This is a genomic window from Amycolatopsis ruanii (genome assembly GCF_003385175.1).
In the GTDB taxonomy this organism is placed as follows: Bacteria; Actinomycetota; Actinomycetes; order Mycobacteriales; family Pseudonocardiaceae; genus Amycolatopsis_E; species Amycolatopsis_E thermalba.
Window position 1 is genome coordinate 74,686 of record NZ_PQHY01000021.1, and the last position, 24,517, is coordinate 99,202.

The following is a 24,517-nucleotide window of genomic DNA, read 5'->3' on the forward strand; positions in this document are numbered from 1 at the left end:
GAGGTGTGGCGACCTTCGAGCAGCGACGAGCCAAGTTCGGCGAACGCCTGCGTCAGATCCGCGAGGAAGCTGGGCTCAACGGCAAGGAAGCCGCGGCCCAGATCGGCTGGAATCCGCCCAAGGTATCGAAGATCGAGAAGGGCCGTCAGGCCATGACCTCGGCCGACCTTGAGGAATGGATCGCCGGGCTCGGCGTGTCCGCCAAGGTCGCCACACAACTCCGACTGGAACTGGCTGACCTCGACGCCGAGCACATCGCGTGGAAGGAACGCCTCCGCGCCGGCCACAAAGCACGGCAGGAAGAGTCAGCCCTCCGCGAGGCTCGGGCAAAGGTCATACGCGCGGTCGATATCGGCGTGGTCCCCGGCGTACTCCAGAACGCCGACTACGCGAGGTACGTCCTGGAGGCCGTCTCGAAGTTGCACGGGGCACGCGACGTGGACGAAGGCGTGAAGGCCCGGATGCGGCGTCAGCAGGTGTTGTACGAACCCGGCAAGACCATCGAGATCTTGATGTCGTACTCAGCGCTCATCCACCCGATCGCCCCGCCCGATGTGATGGTCGGGCAGATCCACCGCTTGATCGCCACCATCGGAATGCCCAACGTGCGCTTCGGCATCATCAAGCCGCACGTGCAACTGCCCTATCCCCTCACGCACGGGTACTGGGTTGTGGACGACCTGGTGATGATCGAGCAGACGCACGGTGAAGTGATCTTGCACGACCCTGACGAGATCACCGTCTACAACCGGCTCACGGACTTGTTGTGGGACTGCGCCGCAGAAGGCACCGAGGCCCGCGAGCTGCTGATGTCGGTACGAGCCGCCTCATAGGCTGATCACACACCCTCCGACCAGGTGTGGAACAGGCGCTTTCTGACGAACGATCAGGACTGATCATCCGGCTTCATGAAGTCGTCGGTCAGCCGGTACAGGTGTGGGCGTGTCGTGGCGTCCTTCTCCACGATGCCTTGCTGAATGAGACCTTTGAGCGTCAAGTAAACGTTGGGCTGGTCGTAGTTCATCTTGCGGTGGAGGTATCCCGTGTCCGCCCCCTTGGGATACAACTCATCGAGCAGAGTGATGATCTCCGCTTGACGCGGCCCCAACTGCGGGTTCATGATCCGCGCTCGGTCAACGGCACTCAAGGCCCGCGCCTCTACAGCCGGGCTCAGCGCCAAGGCGTGCTGTCTGAGCACCGCACTCGCAGCGCTCAAAGCATCTGACCACGCGTTCAACACTGCGGCAGCCTCGTCCATGACGTCCCTCCGACACTTGTAGCTTATGTGAAGAAATATATGCCCCCATAAGTCGGTCTGTCCAGCCCTCAGATCGCCGCTGACGCCTCGACGGACGCACCGCGACGAATCACGCGTGCGGCACATGCGCAGGTCCACCAAGAACCCCCGACAGGGTCTGAGGTATCGGGGGCCTTGGCCGTCTCGGAAGGAGAGGGGGAACGAGACGTATTCAGTTAGCTTGTATGGCCCTGTCGACGGCCCGCACCGTTGAGCATGGCCACTTGTCGCAGCCATTGGTGGCGACGCAGTGATCGGATCCGGTGTACCGGCCGTGGACTTCTAAGACAGCCTTGAGCGCAGCCCGCACCTGCTCGTCGGACATGTCGTCTACGTTCATCAGGCGTCCGGATGCGTGAGCTGCGACGGGTCGACCGCGCCAGGTGCCACAGGACGGGCACGAACGGCCGCCCGATGCTTCGCCTCCGCGACATACTCTTCCACGGCCTGCTGCAGGGTCGGCGTGTGCTCGCGATCAGACGGGAAACGCTGGAAACACTCGTCCTGGAAGTCGTCCACACTCTTGGCTTCGAACTCGGCCAACGAGGGTTCCATTTCCGCGATCGCCGCGTGCTGCTTGGTCAGTTGGTCGTGATAGCTGAACACGTCGCGCAGCCACGCCCGCCCTTCCTCCGGGCTCATGAGTCCGTCAGTCACCTTGGACAGGATTTCCTTGGCGCTCTGCGCAGTGGCTGTCGCAACCTCGACAACTTCCGCGTGCTGCCGATCGCGCATCGCAAGGGCTTTGCTGTACTGCTCCTGCTTGCGCTGCAACCACTGCGTCTCGATGCGACCGATGGCCTGATCGACGGCGCGCCGGCTCATCGGCGACAGCGCGACCGATTCGGCGAACAGACGCATATCCGCCAGTCGCCGCGAGTTCACGAGTTCTTCCATCATCGATCACCCTTCAGTGCCGGGAAACGCTCGGCCATGTCCTTGGGCACCCCGGCTGCTCCCATGCGAGCCTTGCGCTGCTCTGCCTCCGTAATGGCCTGCTCCACCTTGACGAGTTCACGATGCATGATGCCAAGGTGATATTCACGCTCGGCGCCGCTTGACTCCTGGTGTGGCATCAGAGTCTCCCTTCATGATTTCCTCAGCGATTTGCTTCTTGTATTCCTCGACAACCGCGCGCAGACGAGCACTCGGCGCATCCCTGCTTTTGAGCAGCCGCGGGTCCAGCTGAGACACGGTCTCAAGGGCGTGTTTGATGGTCTTGCCGAATGGGTCCTCGGGGACGGTCCGCCTCTCCAAGCCTTCTCTGATGAAGGTACGGATGAGCGATGAAACAGGGACACCGTCAAGTTCTGCAAAAATGCGAAGACGCGCATTGGTCGAACGACTCAACCTGAGCGGAATCGTTTTCTGATACTCAGGCACCTTGCCGCGAGCGCCCATTGCCACACCTCCACAATGTCGATATCGGAATATTGACATCAAGGCACCGACATTGGCAAATTCTTGATCGAAATTGAGGGGTTTTGCGAGGACGTGGGCGCTTAATGCAGTGTCGCCATTGTTGAAGGTAACTCCCCTCCCGAAAGGGAACGAGTACCATTAGAACTTCGGGGACCTACTGGTGCCGGGTGGTTCGTCAGCATCATCGCGCGGGCGCTGAGCGTCGCTGTGACGTGCCTCAACGGTGTGGCGAGCATGAATACTCGTTGGGACGACGTTCAGGCCGCGGCGAGTATCTGAGGGCCGGATGCGCCGCCTTGCACCGTCACGATGTCGGCGACGTGAACGCGGTCGACGCTGCGTGGGTACACAGCCTGATCACACACCGCGTGACCTGCGAAAAGAAGTGCGTCATCTGTTGTGCAATCAGCCGATGTGCAACTAGCCGACTTCTTGCATCGGTCCTCCACACCGCGCGCAGTACAGCCAATCCGGTTCCCCGAACTGATGGCACTTGCCTGCACACTGGCGCTTGACGGGGCGTGCGCCGTCTGAGCCGTCGATCTCGGCCAGGAGGTTATGCAGGTCGGTCACGATGCGCTTGAGCTTGCGGTCGAGGCGATAACGGCCCCACAGGGCTCGCTCCGACCGGATGATGGCTTTCGACGAGCTGGCGCTGTGGGTTCGCGTCACGCTGCGACTCTCGGTCTTGCTGGTCGACAGACGCGGCCCTGATCCTCGGCCCACACCCACCAGCTCGTTGGGGTTACCGGGTCGTGCAGATCCGAGGTTGTGAGCGCCGAACTCGATCTCAAGGACTCGCGAGTACAGATCAACGAATCCGGACGGCAGAAAGCGGGCGACGATCTCAAGGTCCGAGGCGTCCGTGTCGGCCGCGAACAGTCTGGCTTGGTTGCGCGAACGCCCCGCGGCTTTGCCCCTCTGCCCGGGTGTGGATCGATCGGCCACGCTCATGAGGATGAGATCTCGCTCGTCTGGATCGGCCGGCCTGCAATGCGCGCAGTCTCTGACCAGCAGCTCAGTGCGCTCACAACGCTCGTCCGTCATTTCTTGATTTGTTCCGTCCGAGGCGCAGGCTCATCCTTCTTCGCCGGGTCCGTACGATAGATGTCCCGCAACGGGTTGGGCTCTGGGCTTGTCATCGCGAGGCTTCCTTCCGAGACGCGACCTGCGGACAGGTCTTATCGTGGATGACGCGCGTAACCTTCAACTCGGAATCCACGTCAAGCGCGGTCGTCCAGCAGTCGAGACATAGTTGCGAGGTTGGGACTTCGAATTTCTGGCCGGTTTTTGGGTCTTGGAACTTTTCCATGTCCCATAGGTCGAGTGACCCGACGTGGTAGATTCGCATGTGTCCTCCCAATTTGTCAGTCCGACGTTATCACTAATTTCCCACACCCCCGAAACCGAAGATGAGCGATGATCTGCGTCAGCAGCATTAGGAGCGACCAGACCACAACAGCGATTCCCATTATCTTCTCTCTTTGCTTTGGCGATACCCTGTCACATCGGCGATAGGTGATACCAGTACCAACGCGTGATACCCCTCCTAAAGGAGGGGGGTATCGTCGCGGTACTGGTACCACTCTTATCACCTGGACGATTCGATGCACCGGTACCAATACCAGTACCGATACCAGTACCAACATTTTGGTACCACCCTAGGTTTCAGTGGTACGCGCAGCTCGTAGTTCGTCCACCTTGGCAAGCACGGCCTTACGATTCCCTTTTACCTGATCATAAATCTTGTTCTTGCTCATGGCCGGGTCGCGGTCCAAGCACGCCTTAATGCCTTCAACATTCACGCCGCCCGTGGAGCCTCGTCGACGCGCACCGGGGTGACGACGCCCGGAGGGTGTGGAAGATGCGCCAGACGACGGCTGGGGCATGTCTAGGTACACGTCGAGGTCAGCGACCTGTCGTGTTTCGCCATCTGCACGCAGGATGCCGACAAGTTCGAGGTTTCCCTCGATATCGGGATAGCCTGCGTTCTGCATAGACTTCTTCTGAATCTGTCCTTCTTTGTCCCGCGCCAACCACACCAGGGATTTGCCCCGCCCACCAGGCGAGATTGGCACTTCCCGCTGAATCATGTACATGGCACCATTGGTCATGGCCCTTTTATGCTTGGCTCCCATCGGGTAACGGGTGATCGGACCAGGCGCGGTGTGGTCGATCACGAGAACTGCCGCGCCGAAGTCGATAATGGGTTGAAGTAGACGACGCTTGAAGGCGATCACGTCATTGGGATTCATGATGAGGTCAAGACCTTCGTTCACTGCAGCCTCAGTCGCCGTATCGACGATCACGAGAGCAGGGTCAATGCGCCCGATCACTTCTTCGAATCGGCTCCGCGACTCTTTATCACTAACCGACGTACCGGGCTTGACATAGTGGAAATACTTCAGGAGGGTTTCTTTATCAGCGCCCATATCGAGTAGGCGTCGAAGGATCGCCATCCGGGTGTGGTCGAAGTCGATATAAACGACCGGCCACCCATCTTCCATCGTCTGCAACGCGACCATCAGGGCGAACCATCCCTTGCCCGCCTCAGGTTCGCCAGCGACCCAGTTGATCCGACCTCGGTAAATCAGGCATTGCCCATCCTCACGGTAACCCATATCTGGCATGAGAGTGAGGTCATAACCTGCCTCGATATCAAGGAAGTCTTCCCACAGGCTTTGTGGGTACCATGAATTCGGTCCCTCATCTTTGTGGTCGAACCACTCGAAATCCTCGCCTTCGACAACGAGCTCGGATCGATTGTCGCGACCATCGTCGGTGCGTGCGATGGCGATTAGGTGCTCCTCAGGTCGCCGCTGCGCGAGTGCTGGGCGCTCGTCGCGTGATTCGTCGTCGGTGTCATATTCAGGCCCTAGAACGTCGCTCAGAGGCTGGATCGTCATGCCTGACGCTCCGCGATGATGTCGGCGCCGAGAACCCGACGACCACCACGCCTGTACATCTTGTCGGGGTCGATCTTGATCCGCTTGCCGCTCTTGGTCTTCACGTACACAGCGGGCGAGAAGTCGAGCGATCGCCTGACAGCAGGTGAGAAAGACGCCTCCCCGTTCAAGGTAGAAGCGTGTGTGTCGTGAGTGTGATCACGCTCGATACCGAGGAATCGGAGGATCGGTGCCGTCGGCACGCGATAGTGAGCGCCAATCTTACGCACTGGAACCGGGAATGTTCCCTCACGAGCCCACTGATAACCCTTGGTCGGGTCGATGTTCAGAGCGTTGCACGCCTGGCGAAAGTGGATCATCGCTGGCAACGCCAGCAGTTCTTCTTGCGTCATAGGCTTCTTAGCCATGTTTCCTCCTGTTTCCGCAGGTAGCCGCCCTGTCGAGCGTCGTTTTCATACGTTGTCATGCAGACATGACGTTGTCAATACGTAGCGTACGTGGTAAGTTGTGACGAGACACAACAGGTGAACGGGAGGCTCATGGAGATCGAAGCCGTGATAGGCGCGAACATCGCCGAGACACGAGAACAGCGCGGGGTCACCCAGGGTGAGCTGGGCAAACAGCTCGGGCACTACCTTGAGAAAGACTGGTCGCGACAGATGGTGTGGGCGGCCGAGCGAGGTAAGCGCGCCTTCACGGCCGTAGAACTCGTCGCGTTCGCGCACGTGCTCGGTGTTGGTGTGGATCAGCTACTTACACCCGGCGTCGAGGTCCGAGGCATCGACATGCCAAGTGGGGCAACGATTTCTCGGTCTGAGTTGTTCGAGGCGACGTTGCCGAGCGAGCCTGTGCGCGAGGTATTCCACGACATGCAACAGGCGTTAGCCGACCTGGTGGAAGGTCTCAGCAACGCCCAGGAACGCGCCGGATCCCTGAGTGTCCAGATCGACCAAGCACGACGACTAACAGGAAAGGAAGAGAAATGAAGAAGAAGCAATGCGCATGCTGCACAAGGCTTACCCCCGTCCACATGCTCAAAGAAGGGTTTTGCGGTTGGTGCCGATGCCGATCGATGTTCCCTCGCGTCAATGACGACACCGTGAAGAAGATCGTTGACTTGCTGGAGAAGCAAGCCGCATAAGCAGAAACCCAAGGCGATCGGCCCCGGAAACGGGGCCATTGCTATGTCTGGAGGAAGAATGGCTCAGGGAACGGTTTTCAAGCGATGCGGGTGCACCGAGGTCGTGAACGGCAAGCGCCGACAGCTCGGGCGATCGTGTCCGAAGCTCAAGCGGCCGGACGGCGCGTGGAACCCCCGTCACGGCACGTGGTACTTCGCGCTTCCGGTCGTGGGTGTGGGCGGCAAGCGTAGTCAGATGTTGCGCGGTGGGTTCGAGAGCCGCGACGACGCCCAGGACGCGATGGACGACGTCAAGGCGAAAGCGTCAAAGGGGATCATCGTCAACGACCGCCTGACTGTCGGCGAGTACCTGGACGGCTGGATCAAGGGCAAGACCGACATCAAGCGCAAGACGCGTGCTCTCTACCAAGGTCACATCGACCGCTACTGGACGCCACACCTCGGGCACCTCCGCCTCGGCGATCTTCGGGTGGCACACGTGTCCGCCGTGTTCGACGCGATCAACGAGCGCAACGAGCAGGTGCGAAAAGGACGCCTCAGGAACGTCAAGCACGTCTCTGCGGCGACGATGCAACGCATACGCGCGACGTTGCGCGTGGCGCTCTCAGACGCGCTCAGGGAGGGCCTCGTGTCGGTCAACGTCGCGTCGCTCGTCAAGCTGCCCAGCGGCAAGTCACCCAAGCCGATGGTGTGGACGGTCGAGCGTGAGAAGCGCTGGCGCGACGAGGTGGCCAAGCTGGTCGAGCAGGGCAAGTCGTACAAGCGCGCTCGTGACCTCGTGCCCCCGCCTCAGTCGGTAATGGTGTGGCGTCCTGATCAGCTCGGGGTGTTCCTCGACCACGTGCAGGACCACCGTCTCTTTGCGCTGTGGTTCCTCCTGTCGCATCGCGGTCTGCGTCGTGGGGAAGCCTGCGGGCTGGAATGGCTCGACTGCGCGATGGACGCCACACCCCCATCGGCCACCATCGAACGACAGCGCGTGGTCGTCGAAGGACGAGTAATAGAGGACACGCCGAAGTCCGAGGCCGGCGGCCGCGTCGTCCCGCTGGGCACTGACGGTGTGGAGGTGTTTCGTGCACACCGAGTCGCCCAAAAGAAAGAACGACTCGCGTGGGGTGAGGCATGGGTCGACTCGGGCAAGGTGTTCACGCAAGAGGACGGCTCACCCCTGCACCCGGACTGGGTGTCTGACGAGTTCGAACGACTGATCGAGGAATGCGACCTCCCGCCTGTACGCCTGCACGACCTCAGGCACGGGGCAGCGTCGATCATGCTCGCTGCCAAGGTCGAGATGAAAGTCGTTCAGGAGATCTTGGGTCACGCGAACCTGTCCACGACGGCCAACACGTACACGTCGGTCTATCCCGAGGTGGCCGCCGCAGCAGCCGACGCAGTGGCCGCGTTCGTCCCGCGCGCGAAGAAGACATCATGACAGGCACGCCGGTTATCACACCGTTGTCACACGCCTCTGCGGCGATCGTCCGCGTCGAGGGTGTGGAACGCATCACTGCACGTCGGCACGTGAACTTCGTGGAGCCGACTAGGGGGCTCGAACCCCTGACCTGCTGTTTACAAGACAGCTGCTCTACCAGCTGAGCTAAGTCGGCCTGATCGGGGTCATCCTAGCAACCGCTGCCGGGCCCTCCGGTTTCGTGGATGATCGGCGGAGTGGTGCACGCCACGGTTGCCCCTTTGCAACGACCGGCTTGATCCAGGCGATGGGCCTGCCGGGAGGCCAAATCAAGGAGGTGACGGCCGTATGAACAGCACCCAGCGCGTCCGGGGCCCGGTGACCCGCAGGCGCGGCTGGCACATCCTCGAAGCGCCGGAGGACCCCGGCGTCGAAAAGGCGAACCGGCGGCGCCGGGCGACCGAGCCTCGGCGCCGGGCCTGGCACATCCTGGAAGCGCCCACCGGAGAGCAGCCGGCGCCGGACGCGACCACCGAACTCGGTCCCGCCCTGCCGGACGAGGCGACGGTCAACTTCGTCCTCGACCTGGTCCTGCGCGTCGGCGAGGTGCAGATGGCCAGCGGCGCCGGCGCGTCCGACGTGACCGCGACCATCCTGTCCCTCACCTCCGCCTTCGGTCTCCCGCATTGCGAGGTGGACGTCATCTTCACGTCCATCACCGTCACCTGCCACCGCGGCACCGACGCGAACCCGATCACGGCCCTGCGCGTGGTCCGCTCGCGCAGCCTGGACTACACCCGCCTGTCCCAGACGGAGATGCTGGTCCAGCAGATCCTGCGCGGCCACCTCAGCGCGGAAGAGGCCTACACCGAGCTGCACAAGATCACCACCGCCCCGCACCCGTACCCGCGCTGGTTCGCCACGCTGGCCTGGGGCGGCATGGCCTTCTTCATCACCCTGCTGCTCAGCGGCACCCTCGACGTCGCGGTCGGCGCGCTGATCATCTCGGCCCTCATCGACCGGCTCGGCCGCCTCCTCAACCGCGTCGCGCTGCCGTTCTTCTTCCAGCAGGCCGTCGGCGGGCTGGTCGCGACCGGGCTGGCCACGGTCGCCGTGAACACCGATCTCGTGCCGTCGAGGTTCTCCACGCTGGTCGCCGCCGCGGCGATCACCGTGTTGCTGTCCGGTCTGTCCACGGTGTCCGCGGTGCAGGACGCCATCACCGGTTACAACGTGACCGCCGCGGGCCGCACGATGGAAACCGTCCTGATGTCCGCCGGCCTGATCACCGGTGTCGCGCTCGCGCTGAACATCGCCAAGGCGCTCGGCTTCACCCCGGCCGAACCGGTGCTGCCCGCCCAGACCGCGAACAGCCTGCTGGTCATCGTGCCCGCGGGCGCGGCCGCGGCGGCCTGCTTCGCGATCGCCAGCTACTCGACGCTGCGCTCGATGCTCGTCGCCGCCGCGGCGGGCGCGATCGGCGCGGGCGTGTACGGCGCGCTGGTGATCGTGGGCCAGTTCGACGTCATCACCTCCTCGGCCGTCGCGGCGGTCGTGATCGGCTTCTCGGGTGGCGTGCTGGCCCGCCGTCTGAAGGTGACGCCGCTGGTCGTGGCGGTGTCGGGAATCACCCCCCTGTTGCCGGGTCTGTCCACGTACCGTGGCCTTTATGAACTGGCCACCCAGAGCAACGGCAACCTCTCCACGCTGATCAAAGCCGCGGCGATCGGGCTTGCGCTGGCCGCCGGCGTGGTACTCGGCGAGTACCTCGCGCAGCCGGTCCGCACCGGTCTCGGCCGCCTCGAACGGAAGCTCGCGGGCCCCCGGATGGCGGGTCCGCTGCGGACGACCGAGCGCCGACTGGAGTAGCCGTCCATGAGCCACCGCGCGGTGGATCTTGGCTCGCCGTCGCGAGATAGTGTTCGAGGGGACGACAAGGGAGCATGGCCACGTGAGCGAACCAGGGATCGGCACGGCTTCGGCGGATTTCGTCGTGGTCGCCAACCGGCTGCCCGTCGACCTCGAACGGACGGCCGATGGCAACCAGCGCTGGACCGCGAGCCCGGGTGGCTTGGTGTCGGCGCTGGAGCCGTTCCTGCGTTCGCGCAAGGGCGCCTGGGTCGGCTGGCCGGGCGTGCCCGGTGTGGACGTCGACCCGTTCAGTGACGAGGGCATGGTCCTCTACCCCGTTTCGCTGTCCACCGAAGAGGTCCGCGACTACTACGAGGGCTTCTCCAACGCCACGCTGTGGCCGCTCTACCACGACGTCGTCGCGCCGCCGGTGTTCGACCGCGGCTGGTGGGAGAGCTACGTCCAGGTCAACCGCCGCTTCGCCGAGGCCAGCGCGCAGGTCTCCGCCGAGGGCGCCACGGTGTGGGTGCAGGACTACCAGCTGCAGCTGGTGCCGAGCATGCTCCGCGAGCTGCGCCCCGACCTGCGCATCGGCTTCTTCCTGCACATCCCGTTCCCGCCGGTCGAGTTGTTCATGCAGCTCCCGTGGCGCGCGGAGATCGTGCGCGGCCTGATCGGCGCCGACCTGGTCGGCTTCCACCGGCCGGGTGGCGCGCAGAACTTCCTGTGGCTGGCCCGCACGCTGCTCGGCCTCGAACCGAGCCGCGGCGCGGTCGGCGTGCGGTCCCGGCCGGGCATGATGCAGGTCGGCAACCGCACGGTCCGGGTCGGGGCGTTCCCGATCTCGATCGACGCCGCCGGCCTGGACACGCTCGCCCGTACCAAGGAGGTCGCGGAGCGGGCCGCCCAGATCCGCCGTGACCTGGGCAATCCGAAGACCGTCCTGCTCGGGGTCGACCGCCTGGACTACACCAAGGGCATCGACCTGCGCCTGCAGGCACTGCACGAACTGCTCCAGGAGGGCCGTGTCCAGCCCGAGGACGTCACCTTCGTCCAGCTGGCGACCCCGAGCCGGGAACGCGTCGAGCACTACCAGCGGATGCGCACCGAGATCGAGCAGATGGTGGGCCGGATCAACGGTGAGTTCGCCCGCGTCGGTCATCCGGTGGTGCACTACCTGCACCAGTCGGTGGACCGCAAGGAACTGGCCGCGTTCTACAGTGCGGCCGACGTCATGGTCGTCACCCCACTACGCGATGGGATGAATCTCGTCTGCAAGGAGTACGTCGCGTGCCGCCACGACCTCGGCGGCTCGCTCGTGCTGTCCGAGTTCGCTGGTGCCGCCGCCGAGCTGACCAGCGCGTTTCTCGTCAATCCACACGATCTTGACGGGGTGAAGAACGCGTTGGAGGCGGCCATTACGCTCGACCCTGCCGAGGGCAGACGCCGGATGCGCGCGTTGCGGCGTCAGGTCCTCACCCACGACGTCGACAGGTGGGCACGGTCGTTCCTCGAGGCACTCGGGTCCGAACCGGCCGCCTGAGTGTCCCACCTGCAGCAATACGCTTCTGAGCTCCTTAAGGAGGAGTGGTGACCGCCGAGTCCCTGCCCGCTGAGCTGCGCCGTGCGATCGTGCAGATCGCTCGCACGCCGCGTTTGCTGGTCGCTTGCGACTACGACGGGACCTTGGCTCCGATCGTGACCAACCCGGACGAGGCGCGCCCGCTGCCCGAGTCGGTGGGCGCGCTGCGCTCGCTGGCCGGGCTGCACGAGACGACCACCGCGGTCATCTCCGGCCGCGCGCTGCGCGACCTCGCCATCCTGTCGCGACTGCCGCACGAGGTGCACCTGGTCGGCAGCCACGGTTCCGAATTCGACATCGGCTTCGTGCACGAGCTCGACGCGCAGGCCCGTGACCTGCACCGGCGGGTCGAGCAGGAGCTGGAGCGCATCGCCGGTGGCGTGCCGGGCGTGTCGCTGGAGGTCAAGCCGGCCAGCATCGCCGTGCACGTCCGCCGCGCCGACCGCGAAGCCGCCCGCCGCGTCCTCGACGAGGTCCACAGTGGACCGTGCACGTGGGAGGGTGTGACGACCACCGACGGCAAGGAGGTCGTCGAACTGGCCGTCGTGCAGACCGACAAGGGCCGCGCGCTGGACACCCTGCGCCACCAGGTCGGCGCCACCGCGGCGATCTTCCTCGGTGACGACGTGACCGACGAGAAGGCGTTCGCGCGGCTGTCCGGTCCCGACGTGGGCGTCAAGGTCGGCGACGGTGAGACGCTGGCGGGCTACCGGGTGGCCAGCACCGACGACGTCGCCACGGTTCTCGCGTTCATGCTGGAGGAGCGCCGCAACTGGCTCTACGGCGAGCAGGCGCCGCCGATCGAGCGGCTGTCGATGCTGTCCAACGAGCGCGCGGTCGCCCTGGTGACCCCGGACGCCCGGCTGACCTGGATGTGCCACCCCGGCCCGGACGCGCCCGCGGTGTTCGCCGACCTGCTCGGCGGCGCCAGCGCCGGCCACTTCTCGATCAAGCCGCACCACAACGGCCTGCCGCTGGGCCAGCGGTACCTGCCGAACACGATGACGGTCGAGACCCGCTGGTCGCGGCTGCTGGTGACGGACTACCTGGAGCCGGAGGGCCCGCCGCACCGCACCGACCTGGTGCGCGTGATCTCCGGGACGGCCGCGGCGTCCGTGGTGTTCGCGCCGCGGCCGGAGTTCGGCGGCGTGCCGGTGCGACTGGTGCCGGACGCCGAGGGCCTGCGCGTGCTGGGCACGTCGGAGCCGTTCGTGCTCCGCTCGCCGGGCGTGGCGTGGGAGATCACCTCCGACGGCCTGCACGACACCGCCACGGCACTGGTCCAGCCCACCCAGGACGAGCCGGTCGTGCTCGAACTGCGTTGCGGCACCACGGATCTGTCCGCGCACGAGTTGTCCGAAGTGGAGCGGCGGGCGCGCGCCGGGGCGTACTGGAGCGACTGGGCGACCACGCTGAAGCTGCCGAACGTGGAGTCGGAGCTGGTCGCGCGTTCGGCGCTGACGCTGCGCGGGCTGTGCAACGCCGACACCGGCGCGGTGCTGGCGGCCGCCACGACGTCGCTGCCGGAGGAGATCGGCGGCGTGCGGAACTGGGACTACCGCTACTGCTGGATCCGGGACGCCGCGTTCACCGTGCGGGAGCTGGTCGGGCTGGGCTCGATGGCCGAGGCCGAGGGCTACCTGCGGTGGCTGCACGGCGTGCTGGCGACGCTGGCCGGCCCGGAGCGGCTGCACCCGCTGTACACGATCAACGGCACCCAGCTGGGCGCCGAGGCCGTGATCGACTCGCTGCCCGGGTACGCGGGTTCGCGCCCGGTGCGCGTCGGCAACCTGGCGAACCACCAGGTGCAGCTGGACGTGTTCGGACCGGTCGTCGAGCTGGTGGCCGAGCTGGCGCAGGTGCGTGGCGAGCTGCGGGACGAGGACTGGCAGCTGGTGCGCGCGATGGCCGAGGCCGTGACGCGGCGCTGGTCGGAGCCGGACCACGGCATCTGGGAAGAGCGGCACGTGCCGCGGCACCGGGTGTACTCGCGGGTCATGTGCTGGGTGACGGTGGACCGGGCCATCAAGCTCGGCGAGGTGTACGGGCGTGAGATCCCGGCCGGGTGGCACGACCTGCGCGAGGAGATCGCGAACGACGTGCTGACCCACGGCTGGAACGACGAGGTGCAGGCGTTCACCACGGCCTACGACGGGACGGACCTGGACGCGGCTTCGCTGTTCGTCGGGCTGGCCGGGCTGATCGACCCCTCCGACGAGCGGTTCCAGCACACGGTGACCGCGATCGAGGCCGAGCTGCGCAGCGGTTCCACGGTGTACCGCTACCGCCGCGACGACGGCCTGCCCGGCGGCGAGGGCGGGTTCCACCTGTGCGCCGCGTGGCTGATCGAGGCGTACCTGCTGACCGGCCGCCGCACCGAGGCGGAGGAGCTGTTCGAGCAGCTGGTCGACGCGGCCGGCCCGACGGGGCTGCTGCCGGAGCAGTACGACCCGGTGGCGGAGCGCTCGCTGGGCAACCACCCGCAGGCGTACTCGCACCTGGGCCTGATCCGCTGCGCGAAGCTGCTGTCGGGCGCGTAAGCACGGTTGGACGAAGGCCCCCTCCGGCTGCCGGAGGGGGCCTTCTCTCTTGCCAGGCGGAGCCGGACAGGCTCGGACTGGATGATTCATCCCGCCGCCCTGGCACGGCCCCGCGCCGGGTGCGACGAGCGGATTGCTCGCACGGCGGTCGCCAGCAGCCTGACTGCGACCGAGCCACGCACGATCCCGGCGCCGCCGCCCCGGTCCCCACCCCAGGCGCGGTCCACCGCGCGCCGGGCCACCACCACCGCAGCCTGAGTGCGACGGGACACGGGCGGCCCCGGCACCGCCGCTCCGATTCCCGCCCCAGGCGCACTGGGCCACCGCCACCGATTCGACCTGGCGGATGGTGCGGTCGCAGCTGCCGCGGAACAGGGCTTCAAGCCGGCCGGCTGGTGTATGCGGTGCCGGTGGTGGCCTGCTCCCGCGGTCCCAAGCAGGTCTGCAGCGCCTTCCGGTCGCCATTGTTGCGAGGAGTGCTGGCCATCGAGAGCCGCACCGCCTTGGCACGGCCCCGCGGCGTGAGCGACGAGCGGATTGCTCGCACGGCGGTCGCCAGCAGCCTGACCACGGCCGGGACACGGGCGATTCCGGGGCCGCCGCCAGGCTCCCGCCTCAGGCACGGTTCACCGCATGCATGGCCGCCGCTACAGCAGCCTCACTGCGACCGAGCCACGCGCGATTCCGGCGCCGCCGCCCCGTCGCCGCCGCCCGGCTCCCGCCTCAGGCGTGGTTCGCCGCGTGGAGGGCCGCCGCTACCGAGTCCACCTCCAGCACGCGGATGCCGTCCGGCAGCTTCCCCGGGTCGGGCGGCACCAGGGCGTGCGTGAACCCCAGCCGCCCGACCTCGGCCAGCCGGCGGCCGGCTCCGGAGACCCGCCGGATCTCCCCCGCCAGCCCGACCTCGCCGACGACCACCAGCCGCGGCGACAGCGCCACATCACGCACCGAGGACCACAACGCCAGGATCACCGCGAGGTCCACCGCCGGCTCGGTCACCTTCATGCCGCCGACCGTCGCCGAGTAGACGTCCCGGTCGCCCAGCCGGATCCCGCCGCGCTTCTCCAGCACGGCGAGGATCATCGCCACCCGCGCCGAGTCCAGCCCGCTCACGGCCCGCCTGGGCTGCGGCGCCCCCGCACTCGACACGAGCGCCTGCACCTCGCACAGCAGCGGCCGCTTGCCCTCGACCGTGACCGTCACCGCGGTGCCCGGCACCGCGTCCTCCCGCCGGTTCAGGAACAGCCCCGACGGGTCCGGCACCCCGGCGATGCCGTCCTCACGCAGCTCGAAGCAGCCGATCTCGTCCGCGGGCCCGAACCGGTTCTTCACCCCGCGCACCATCCGCAGCGTCGAATGCCGGTCGCCCTCGAAGTGCAGCACCACGTCGACCAGGTGCTCCAGCACGCGCGGCCCGGCCACCGAGCCGTCCTTCGTGACGTGCCCCACGAGCACGACCGGCAGCCCGCGCTCCTTCGCCAGCGCCACCAGACCGGCGGTGACCGCACGGACCTGCGTCACACCGCCCGGCGCGCCCTCCACCTGCGGCGAGGCCATCGTCTGCACCGAGTCGACGATCAGCACACCCGGTTTGACGGCGTCGACGTGCCCGAGGATGGCCGAGAGATCGCTTTCCGCGGCCAGGAACACGCGCTCGTGCAGGTTCTTCGTCCGCTCGGCCCGCAGTCGGACCTGCCCCGCGGACTCCTCACCGGTGACGTACAGCGCGGGACCGGACCCGCCGCGGGCCCACTGGTAGGCCACCTCGAGCAGCAGGGTCGACTTGCCGACACCGGGTTCACCCGCCAGCAGCACGACCGCCCCCGGCACGAGCCCACCACCGAGCACGCGATCCAGCTCACCCACACCCGTGGTGCGGGCGCGGGCGGCCTCGATGTCGACCTGGCCGATCGGCCGGGCCGGGGCACTGGGCGCACCGGCGGCCACGCGGGCGATGGCCGGGCGCGCGTCCCCGCGCTCCTCGATCGTGCCCCAGGCCTGGCATTCCGGGCAGCGGCCGACCCACTTGGCGGCCTCGTACCCGCACTCACCGCAGCGGTAGCTCGTGCCCTTCTTGACCATGGTCGGTCACGCTAGCGGGCACCACCGACAGTTCTAGTGACCGCCGGCCTCGTGCGAGGCGCTGGGCTGGCAGCTCAGCTCGACCGTGGGCGCGTGGATCGGCAGCTGCACGGTCACCGGGCCGGCGTCGCGGAAGGTGAAGGTCACCGGGACGGTCTGCCCGGGCCACACGACCTGCTTGATGCCCTGCAGCACGATCTCGGCGTGACCGACGCGGGTCGGCTGGCCGGTGGGGCCCGCCGACGGCGAGGCCGAGGCCGGCGACGTGGGCGAACCCGACGTCGGCGAAGTCGGCGAGGCGGAGCTGGGCTGCTGCACGGACTCGCCCTCGGTGGCCGGGCCGACCAGCAGCTTGCTGCCCGCCACGACGGCCTTCTGGCCCTCGATGGTGGCGCTCGCGGCGTTCGCGCTGCTCACGCTGACCAGCTCGTCGTCGGCGGTGCCGTCGTTGGCGATCACCAGCGTCAGCGGGGCGCTCGACCCGCTCGCGTACGCCTGCTGGCAGTCGTTGCGGTTGACCAGGCCGGCGTCGCGCAGGACGAGCTTGCCCGCCTGCGCCATGGCGCCGTTGACCGCGGGCAGCATGGTGTTGGTCTGGGTGATCTGCCCGGCCCCGCACCCGGCGAGAGCCAGGGCGGCACCCACGGCGACCACGCTCGCGCCGACCACACGACGTTTCTGCAGCCTCACGGTCTCAGTCCCTCCTAGAAGCTATACCGGCCCGATCCTATCTGCGCCGCGAAGCGGCTCCGTTGAGGGTGGTGGTGGGCTGGCGGGAGGGACCTGGCCATGGCCGGAATGCTCGCCACCGAGGGCGCGCGGAGGGGACCATAAACCGTCCACAGTGGATCAATTCGGCAATGTCGACAGGGTTCCCCACCACCTGCATGAGCATGCACTTTATCGGTTTGTCAACCCCCCGGATGGCCCCTGACCTGCGACGACGATCTCGGCCCGCTAGGTGACCCCCCTCGCCGCGTGCTAAGATGGACCCAGCGAAAGGGGCAGAGGACACATGGTTTTCAAGGTCGGAGAGACCGTCGTCTACCCGCACCACGGTGCCGCACTCATCGAAGCGATCGAGACCCGCGTGATCAAGGGCGAGGAGAAGCAGTACCTCGTCCTCAAAGTCGCGCAAGGGGACCTCACGGTTCGCGTGCCCGCTGACAACGCCGAGATCGTCGGTGTGCGGGACGTCGTGGGCCAGGATGGCCTGAACCGGGTCTTCGACGTGCTGCGAGCGCCGCACACCGAGGAGCCCACGAACTGGTCTCGTCGGTACAAGGCCAACCTGGAGAAGCTCGCCTCGGGCGATGTGAACAAGGTGGCCGAAGTGGTGCGCGACCTCTGGCGGCGCGAGAAGGACCGCGGCCTGTCCGCCGGCGAGAAGCGGATGCTGGCCAAGGCCCGGCAGATACTGGTCAGCGAGCTGGCCCTGGCCGAGGGCACCGACGAGGGCAAGGCGGAGACGCTGCTCGACGAGGTCCTGGAAACAGCGGCCGTCTAGAACGCACAGGCTGACCTCGCGAGATGAGCAGGCAAGCGTGCTCATCCGTTACGTGTGCCTGATGAGACACAGCTCGTCCCGCGAAGTGAGACCCCGGCGATGAAGGTCGCGACAGTCCTCATCGCCGACCCCGAGGGGCCGGATCCGTGCGCCCTCGTGCGCGGTGCGCCGGTGTTGCGGCACGCCGTGCGCGGCCTGCTGGAGTCCGGATGTGCGGACCGCCTGGTCGTGGCGGTCCCCGAACCCGTGCTCGGGGAATGTGAAGTGATCATACGGGCCGTACCCGGCGCCGGTTCCCGGTGCCGGGTACTGGTCTGTGGTCCTGATCGCGCCGAAACCGTCCGGGCGGCTCTCGAGGCCGCCGGGGATTCCGACGTCGTCCTGGTGCACGACGTCGCGCGTCCGTTCGTGCCGCCCGCCACCGTCCGCGCGGTGGCCGAGGCCGTGTTCGCCGGGGCAGAGGCGATCATCCCGGTCCTACCCGTCACCGACACCGTCAAACACGTCTCCGGTGACCTCGTCGACGGCACCTCGGACCGGGACCGGCTGCGCGTCGTGCAGACCCCCGTCGGCTACCGGCCCGACGTGCTCGGCAAGCTCTGCGCGCGCGGCGCGGACCCGCTGTCGGACCTGCCCGGTAGCGTGCGGACGGTGGCCGGGCACCCCACCGCGCTCCGGCTCACCACGGCCTTCGACGTGGCCGTCGCGGAAGCACTACTCGAGGAGCAGGGTTGAGGGTCGGGACCGGGGTCGACGTCCATCCGATCGAAGCGGGCCGCGAGTGCTGGATCGCCGGGCTGCGCTGGGACGGCGTCGACGGCTGCGCCGGGCACTCCGACGGCGACGTGGCCGCCCACGCGCTGTGTGACGCGATGCTGTCCGCGGCCGGGCTCGGCGATCTGGGCGCGGTGTTCGGCACCAGCGACCCGCGCTGGGCGGGCGTGCACGGCGCCGAGTTCGTGGCCGAGGCGCGGCGGCTGGTCGAGGCCAGGGGCTGGCGGCTGGGCAACGCGTCGGTGCAGGTCATCGGCAACGCGCCGCGCATCGGCACCCGCCGCGAGGAGGCCCAGGAGGTGCTGAGCAAGGCCGCGGGCGGCGCGGTCAGTGTCAGCGGCACCACCACCGACGGGCTCGGGCTGACCGGCCGCGGCGAGGGCATCGCGGCGGTCGCCACCGGGCTGCTGCTGCCGGCCGACTAAGTCACACGGATCGGGGCGCCCGCGCCGGTAGCCTGTGGTCTGTGACGATTCAGGCGGTGATGTTCGACTTCTCCGGCACCCTCTTCCGGCTCGAGCAGAACTCCAGCTGGCTCTCCGACCTCACCACCCCCGACGGCGCCCCGCTCGACGTCGAGGCGCAGACCGAGCTGATGCGCCGCATGACCGCCCCGACCGGGCAGGTCGTCGAGCTGTCCGAGGAGTACCAGTACGCGTGGGAGAACCGGGACCTCGACCCTGCCCTGCACCGCAAGATCTACCTCGAGGTGCTGCGCAAGTCCGGCGTCGGGAAGGCCGACCAGGCGGAGGCGCTGTACAACCGCCTGATCGATCCCGCGGAGTGGACGCCGTACCCGGACACCGAGGCGGCGCTGAAGGACACCGCGGCCAAGGGCGTCAAGGTCGGCGTGCTGAGCAACATCGCCTTCGACATCCGGCCCGCGTTCGCCATGCGCGGCTACGAGGACTTCGTCGACGAGTTCGTCCTCTCCTTCGAGGAGGGGTTCATCAAGCCGCAGCCCGAGATCTTCCGGCTGCTCGTCGACCGGCTCGGGGTCGCGCCGGAGCACACGCTGATGGTCGGCGACAGCGAGGAGGCCGACGGCGGGGCGAAGGTGCTCGGCTGCGCGTTCGCCCTCGTGGACCCGCTGCCGACCGCCGAGCGCCCGGACGGCCTGCTCACGGCCCTGCGCACGCACGGGGTGCTCTGAGCGACGCCGAGGTGACCCGTACCATTTCAGGGTGGCCCTACACCTATACGACACCGCGACCAGGAGCGTGCGGGAGTTCCACCCCGCCCGTAGCGGAACGGCGTCCATGTACGTGTGTGGGGCGACCGTGCAGGGCATCCCGCACATCGGGCACGTCCGCGGCGCCCTGAACTACGACGTCCTGCGCCGCTGGCTGATCCACAGTGGACTGGACGTGCTGTTCGTGCGCAACGTCACGGACATCGACGACAAGATCCTCACCAAGGCCGCCGACGCCGGACGGCCGTGGTGGGAGTGGGCCGCGACGCACGAACGGGCGTTCGAGGAGGCCTACACGGTCCTGGGCTGCCTGCCGCCGTCCATCGCACCGCGCGCCACCGGGCACGTCACGCAGATGGTGGAGCTGATGCAGCGCCTCATCGACGCCGGGCACGCCTACGCGGCCGGTGGCGACGTGTACTTCGCCGTGTCCACGTTCCCCGAGTACGGCGCGCTGTCCCGGCAGAAGCTGGACGAGGTGCAACAGGGCGAGACGCTGGCCGAGGGCAAGCGCGACCCGCGGGACTTCACGCTGTGGAAGAGCGCGAAGCCGGGTGAGCCGTCGTGGCCGACGCCGTGGGGCGACGGGCGGCCGGGCTGGCACCTGGAGTGCTCGGCGATGGCGACCACCTACCTCGGGTCCGAGTTCGACATCCACGGCGGCGGCGTCGACCTGGTGTTCCCGCACCACGAGAACGAGCGCGCCCAGTCGCAGGCGGCCGGTGACCCGTTCGCGCGGTTCTGGCTGCACAACGCGTGGGTGACGCTGTCCGGCGAGAAGATGTCGAAGTCGCTGGGCAACGTGGTCTCGATCGAGGCGATGCTGCAGAACTACCGGGCCGCCGAGCTGCGGTACTACCTGGTGCAGCCGCACTACCGGTCGACGATCGAGTACTCCGACGGCGCGCTGTCCGAGGCCGCGCAGGGCTACCGGCGGATCGAAGGGTTCCTGCGCCGCGCGGCGCAGCGGACGGGGCCGGTCGAGCCGGGTGAGCTGGCGCCCGAGTTCGTCACCGCGATGGACGACGATCTGTCCACGCCCGCGGCGGTCGCGGCCGTGCACAACCTGGTGCGCGAGGGTAACGCGGCGCTGGACTCGGGCGATGACGCCAAGGCGCGCGCGGCCGCCGGCTCGGTGCGCGCGATGATGGGTGTGCTCGGGCTGGACCCGCTGGCACCGGAATGGGCGGAGAGCTCGGCGGCGGAGACGCCGGCGAGGGCCGCACTGGCCGAGTTGGTCGAGGCGATGCTCGTGGAGCGCCAGGAGGCGCGCGCCACGCGTGACTTCGCCCGGGCCGACGCCGTGCGCGACCGCCTGCTCCAGGCGGGGATCACGGTCGAAGATACTCCCGATGGTCCGGTGTGGACCGTGAAAGAAGCTTAAATGGCAGGCAATTCCAAGCGCCGGGGTGCGGTTCGCAAGTCCGGCACCAAGAAGGGCGCGGTCGTCGGCTCCGGCGGTCAGCGTCGCCGTGGGCTCGAGGGCAAGGGCCCGACGCCGCGGGCGGAGATGCGTCCGGGGCACCCGGCGCAGAAGCGTGCGGCGGCGGCCGCGGCGCGGGCGGAGAAGAGCCGCGACCGTCGCGAAGGGCCGGAGATCATCGCGGGCCGCAACCCGGTGGTCGAGGCACTGCGGGCGGGCGTGCCGGGCACGACGCTGTTCGTGGCGCTGAACATCGACGCCGACGACCGGGTGACCGAGGCGGTGCGGCTGGCGGCGGACAAGGGCATCTCGATCCTGGAGATCCCGCGCGAGGAGCTGGACCGCAAGACCAACCGCGCGGTGCACCAGGGGCTCGGGCTGCAGGTGCCGCCGTTCGAGTACAGCCACCCGGACGACCTGCTGGCGATCGCGAAGAACTCGGGTGAGCCGCCGTTGCTGGTGGCGCTCGATGGTGTGACCGACCCGCGGAACCTGGGGGCGGTGGTGCGGTCGGCGGCGGCGTTCGGGGCGCACGGGGTGCTGCTGCCGCAGCGCCGCAGCGCGGGCATCACGGCCGTCGCGTGGCGGACGAGTGCCGGCACCGCGGCGAAGATGCCGATCGCGATCGCGACCAACCTGACGCGGCAGCTGAAGCTGTGGGCGGAGGAGGGGCTGATGATCGCGGGCCTGGACGCCGACGGCTCGGTGGGCATCGACGACCTGTCGCTGGCGACGGACCCGCTGGTGGTCGTGGTGGGCTCCGAGGGCCGCGGCCTGTCCCGCCTGGTACGAGAAACCTGCGACGAGACGGTGTCCATCCCGATGGCCGCCGGGGTGGAGTCGCTGAACGCCTCCGTCGCGGCCGCGGTGCTGCTGGCAGAGGTAGCAAGACGCCGCCGCGTGACGGGCCGCGTCTGAGCGGTGCCCGCCGCGGGCCGCAAGGCTGGCGGCGGTCGTCAAGCGCCGCCGCGTCACGGGCCACGCCTGACGCACGCCCCGTCCCCGGCCGCGGTGTCCCCGATCGCGGCCGCCACGTGGAGTGCCCCCGCGGCGGCCGCAAGGCTGGCGGCGGCACCGCTGAGCGGTGCCGCCGCAGCTGTCGCAGGGCCACCGATCCCCACCACCGTCGGTGGTTTCAGGGTGCGCCGTTGCCGGCGCAGCCGCGCCGTGTGCACGGCCCCGGCTGCCGCTCCTCGCCGTCGGAGGGGAACTTCACACGCCCCCTCGCGAAGCGGTGAGTTTCACTCCTTCGGGCCAACCTCGTCGGTTAAGGTCAGTGCGCTGATCCGGTTGCACAGGGGGACCCCAGGTCGATGTCGTTCGCTTCACCGCTGTTCCTCTGGTACTTCCTGCCGGCGACGCTGCTCGCCGTGCTGGTGCTGCCGAGGAGCTGGCGGAACGGCATCATCGCGGTCGCCAGCCTGATCTTCTACGCCAGCGGCGCGGGCGCGTTCACCCTCCTGCTGCTGGCCTGCATGGTGGTCAACTTCGCGGCGGGCACCGCCCTCGAACCGAACGCGTGGGAACCCCGCTCGAGCCGCAAACGCTTGCTGCTGATCGCGGTCATCTGCTTCGACGTCGGCATCCTGGTGGTCTGGAAGTACGCCGGGTTCGCCACGCAGCAGATCGACTACTTCACCCAGCTCTTCGGCGGTTCGTTCCCGGTGGCGCAGCTCGCGTTGCCGATCGGCATCTCGTTCTTCACGTTCCACCACATCTCCTACGTCGTCGACATCTACCGCGGGGAACGGCGGGCGCTGCGGAACCCGGTGTCGTTCGTGACCTACATCGCGATGTTCCCGCAGCTCGTCGCCGGGCCGATCGTGCGGTACCGGGAGATCGCGGACCAGCTGCCGCAGCAGCGGTCGCACCGGCTGGACGACATCGCCGCCGGCTTCCCGCGGTTCGCGCTCGGTCTGTGCAAGAAGGCGATCATCGCGGACTCGCTGAGCCCGATGGTCGAGGCGTGCTTCGCGACCTCCGCCGAGGACATGACGTTCGCGATCGCGTGGCTCGGCGCGGTCGGGTACACGCTGCAGCTGTACTTCGACTTCTCCGGCTACTCCGACATGGCGATCGGGCTGGGCCGGATGCTCGGGTTCCGGCTGCCGGAGAACTTCGCGCGGCCGTACTCGTCGGTGACGGTGACGGAGTTCTGGCGGCGCTGGCACATGTCGCTGAGCCGCTGGTTCCGCGACTACGTCTACATCCCGCTCGGCGGCAACCGCGCCGGCGCGGCGAAGACGTACCGGAACCTGTGCATCGTGTTCGTGCTGACGGGCTTCTGGCACGGCGCGAACTGGACGTTCGTGGTGTGGGGCTGCTACCACGGGCTGCTGCTGATCATCGAGCGCCGGTTCGGCTGGGACCGGACGCCGCCGGCGGTGGCGGCGCGGGTCGGACGGCGGATCCTGACGCTGGTGCTCGTGGTGTTCGGGTGGGTGTTCTTCAAGTCCGCCGACATCGGGCACGCGTTCACCATGATCGGCCACATGCTGGTCCCCGATTTCGACGGCCTGACGGACGTCGTCGAGGCGGCGCTGACGAACCAGCGGGTGGTCATCCTGATCGCGGCGCTGGCGATCTTCGCGCTGCCGGCCCACCCGGTGACCGGCCCGCTGCTGGAGTCCGCCCGAACCCGCGGCGCCGTGGGGCTGCGCATCGGCGTGATGACGGTGGGCGCACTGTACGCGGCGATCCTGGTGGCGAACGGGACGTTCAGCCCGTTCCTGTACTACCAGTTCTGACTGGCGCGCACTTGCTCGAGAGCGCTCCGGTACTCGTGCACGCCGAATCGGCCACGGCTTGACCAGTGCTGCTTCTCCGGGGCAACGCCACGTTGCCCAGTAACACCGGTGCTAAGGGATGTCTCGTAACCCGGTGCCGGGCTAGCTGATCCGGTAGTTGATCATGATGCTGTGGTGCGGGTGATCACAGCGTCGCGGCCGGAGTGGATTGGCCCGTTCACCGGGCTGGAGCCGGCCCAGTTCCGCACGCTCGTGCGGCTGGTCTCCAAGCGAGGCGGGGACGGAATCGCGGACGGCCGACCAGGCCGACAGTGGGCGTTGCCGCTGGCCGACCGCGTTCTGCTGGTGGCGACCTACTGGCGGACGAACCTGACGATGCGCCAGATCGGGCCGCTGTTCGGCGTGTCGCATTCCGCGGCTCATCGGGTGATCGACACGGTCGGACCGCTGCTGGCGCTGGCCCCGGTCCGCAAACGCCGGATCGATGCGGTCGCGATCGTGGACGGCACCCTCGTCCCGACCCGCGATCACCGGCTGGCCACGCCGTCGAAGAACTACCGGTACTCCACCAACGTGCAGGTCGCGATCGACCCCGAGACCCGGCTGGTGATCGCCACCGGCGACCCGCAACCAGGCAGCCGC

At 67.7% G+C, this 24,517-nt stretch carries 23 protein-coding genes and 1 tRNA gene; 14 read left to right on the plus strand and 10 right to left on the minus strand.

Going from position 1 to position 24,517, the window contains the following annotated elements:
* Positions 1–5 precede the first annotated feature (5 nt).
* Positions 6–833 carry a helix-turn-helix domain-containing protein gene (locus tag D0D28_RS14360; RefSeq protein ID WP_116110902.1) on the plus strand — a complete coding sequence of 276 codons (828 nt, stop codon included), beginning with the start codon at positions 6–8 and terminating at the stop codon, positions 831–833.
* Positions 834–886: 53 nt separating this feature from the next.
* Here the strand turns inward: D0D28_RS14360 and D0D28_RS14365 are convergent, their stop codons facing one another.
* The 7 genes from D0D28_RS14365 to D0D28_RS35645 form a co-directional block, all read right to left on the minus strand.
* Positions 887–1,258 (minus strand): hypothetical protein, encoded by a 372-nt coding sequence (locus D0D28_RS14365; protein ID WP_116110903.1) that lies wholly within the window; start codon positions 1,256–1,258, stop codon positions 887–889.
* A gap of 378 nt (positions 1,259–1,636) precedes the next feature.
* Positions 1,637–2,197 (minus strand): hypothetical protein, encoded by a 561-nt coding sequence (locus D0D28_RS14370; RefSeq protein WP_116110904.1) that lies wholly within the window; start codon positions 2,195–2,197, stop codon positions 1,637–1,639.
* Entirely contained in the window at positions 2,194–2,322 is a 129-nt protein-coding gene (locus D0D28_RS37355) for a hypothetical protein (RefSeq protein WP_275895902.1), read from the minus strand. Before D0D28_RS37355 ends, D0D28_RS14370 begins: the two co-directional genes overlap by 4 nt.
* Before the next feature lie 16 nt (positions 2,323–2,338).
* Positions 2,339–2,698 carry a hypothetical protein gene (locus D0D28_RS35635; RefSeq protein WP_162831062.1) on the minus strand — a complete coding sequence of 120 codons (360 nt, stop codon included), beginning with the start codon at positions 2,696–2,698 and terminating at the stop codon, positions 2,339–2,341.
* A 441-nt stretch (positions 2,699–3,139) separates the two neighbouring features.
* Positions 3,140–3,766 (minus strand): hypothetical protein, encoded by a 627-nt coding sequence (locus tag D0D28_RS35640; RefSeq protein ID WP_162831063.1) that lies wholly within the window; start codon positions 3,764–3,766, stop codon positions 3,140–3,142.
* Positions 3,767–4,380: 614 nt separating this feature from the next.
* Positions 4,381–5,625, minus strand: coding sequence for an AAA family ATPase (locus D0D28_RS14375; RefSeq protein ID WP_116110905.1), 1,245 nt, complete (start codon positions 5,623–5,625; stop codon positions 4,381–4,383).
* Positions 5,622–6,032 carry a hypothetical protein gene (locus D0D28_RS35645; RefSeq protein ID WP_162831064.1) on the minus strand — a complete coding sequence of 137 codons (411 nt, stop codon included), beginning with the start codon at positions 6,030–6,032 and terminating at the stop codon, positions 5,622–5,624. Before D0D28_RS35645 ends, D0D28_RS14375 begins: the two co-directional genes overlap by 4 nt.
* 132 nt (positions 6,033–6,164) lie before the next feature.
* Here D0D28_RS35645 and D0D28_RS14380 point away from each other — a divergent pair, with 132 nt between their 5' ends.
* Positions 6,165–6,611 (plus strand): helix-turn-helix domain-containing protein, encoded by a 447-nt coding sequence (locus D0D28_RS14380; RefSeq protein ID WP_162831065.1) that lies wholly within the window; start codon positions 6,165–6,167, stop codon positions 6,609–6,611.
* A gap of 258 nt (positions 6,612–6,869) precedes the next feature.
* Entirely contained in the window at positions 6,870–8,198 is a 1,329-nt protein-coding gene (locus D0D28_RS14385) for a site-specific integrase (RefSeq protein ID WP_162831066.1), read from the plus strand.
* Positions 8,199–8,297: 99 nt separating this feature from the next.
* Here D0D28_RS14385 and D0D28_RS14390 read toward each other — a convergent pair.
* Positions 8,298–8,373: transfer RNA gene (locus tag D0D28_RS14390), tRNA-Thr, on the minus strand.
* Positions 8,374–8,525: 152 nt separating this feature from the next.
* Between D0D28_RS14390 and D0D28_RS14395 the strand changes: the two genes are divergently transcribed.
* The 3 genes from D0D28_RS14395 to otsB all read left to right on the plus strand — a co-directional run bounded on the left by D0D28_RS14395 (position 8,526) and on the right by otsB (position 14,150).
* Entirely contained in the window at positions 8,526–10,046 is a 1,521-nt protein-coding gene (locus tag D0D28_RS14395; RefSeq protein ID WP_094005687.1) for a threonine/serine ThrE exporter family protein, read from the plus strand.
* A gap of 82 nt (positions 10,047–10,128) precedes the next feature.
* The gene (locus D0D28_RS14400; RefSeq protein WP_017985373.1) at positions 10,129–11,571 is read left to right on the plus strand and encodes an alpha,alpha-trehalose-phosphate synthase (UDP-forming); all 1,443 of its coding nucleotides are present in this window, start codon (positions 10,129–10,131) and stop codon (positions 11,569–11,571) included.
* Between the two features lie 47 nt (positions 11,572–11,618).
* A complete protein-coding gene (gene otsB, locus D0D28_RS14405) occupies positions 11,619–14,150 on the plus strand; it encodes a trehalose-phosphatase (protein ID WP_162831067.1) in 2,532 nt (843 codons plus the stop codon).
* A 723-nt stretch (positions 14,151–14,873) separates the two neighbouring features.
* Here the strand turns inward: otsB and radA are convergent.
* A complete protein-coding gene (gene radA / locus D0D28_RS14410) occupies positions 14,874–16,232 on the minus strand; it encodes a DNA repair protein RadA (protein WP_116110908.1) in 1,359 nt (452 codons plus the stop codon).
* A 33-nt stretch (positions 16,233–16,265) separates the two neighbouring features.
* Positions 16,266–16,922, minus strand: coding sequence for a copper chaperone PCu(A)C (locus tag D0D28_RS14415; RefSeq protein WP_240323206.1), 657 nt, complete (start codon positions 16,920–16,922; stop codon positions 16,266–16,268).
* Between the two features lie 325 nt (positions 16,923–17,247).
* Between D0D28_RS14415 and D0D28_RS14420 the strand changes: the two genes are divergently transcribed.
* The 8 genes from D0D28_RS14420 to D0D28_RS14455 form a co-directional block, all read left to right on the plus strand.
* Positions 17,248–17,739: a CarD family transcriptional regulator gene (locus D0D28_RS14420; protein ID WP_020417039.1), complete on the plus strand. Its 492-nt coding sequence runs from the start codon at positions 17,248–17,250 to the stop codon at positions 17,737–17,739.
* A gap of 99 nt (positions 17,740–17,838) precedes the next feature.
* Complete coding sequence (locus D0D28_RS14425; protein ID WP_116110910.1) at positions 17,839–18,474, plus strand: IspD/TarI family cytidylyltransferase; 636 nt, start codon at positions 17,839–17,841, stop codon at positions 18,472–18,474.
* Positions 18,471–18,938, plus strand: coding sequence for a 2-C-methyl-D-erythritol 2,4-cyclodiphosphate synthase (gene ispF, locus D0D28_RS14430; protein WP_116110911.1), 468 nt, complete (start codon positions 18,471–18,473; stop codon positions 18,936–18,938). Before D0D28_RS14425 ends, ispF begins: the two co-directional genes overlap by 4 nt.
* A 41-nt stretch (positions 18,939–18,979) precedes the next feature.
* Positions 18,980–19,666, plus strand: coding sequence for an HAD family hydrolase (locus D0D28_RS14435; RefSeq protein ID WP_116110912.1), 687 nt, complete (start codon positions 18,980–18,982; stop codon positions 19,664–19,666).
* A 31-nt stretch (positions 19,667–19,697) separates the two neighbouring features.
* Positions 19,698–21,089 carry a cysteine--tRNA ligase gene (gene cysS, locus D0D28_RS14440; RefSeq protein ID WP_116110913.1) on the plus strand — a complete coding sequence of 464 codons (1,392 nt, stop codon included), beginning with the start codon at positions 19,698–19,700 and terminating at the stop codon, positions 21,087–21,089.
* Positions 21,090–22,046, plus strand: coding sequence for a 23S rRNA (guanosine(2251)-2'-O)-methyltransferase RlmB (gene rlmB, locus D0D28_RS14445; RefSeq protein ID WP_094005679.1), 957 nt, complete (start codon positions 21,090–21,092; stop codon positions 22,044–22,046).
* Positions 22,047–22,441: 395 nt separating this feature from the next.
* Positions 22,442–23,875 (plus strand): MBOAT family O-acyltransferase, encoded by a 1,434-nt coding sequence (locus D0D28_RS14450; protein ID WP_094005678.1) that lies wholly within the window; start codon positions 22,442–22,444, stop codon positions 23,873–23,875.
* A gap of 174 nt (positions 23,876–24,049) precedes the next feature.
* A partial coding sequence (locus tag D0D28_RS14455) for a transposase family protein (RefSeq protein WP_162831068.1) occupies positions 24,050–24,517 on the plus strand: 468 nt, incomplete at its 3' end.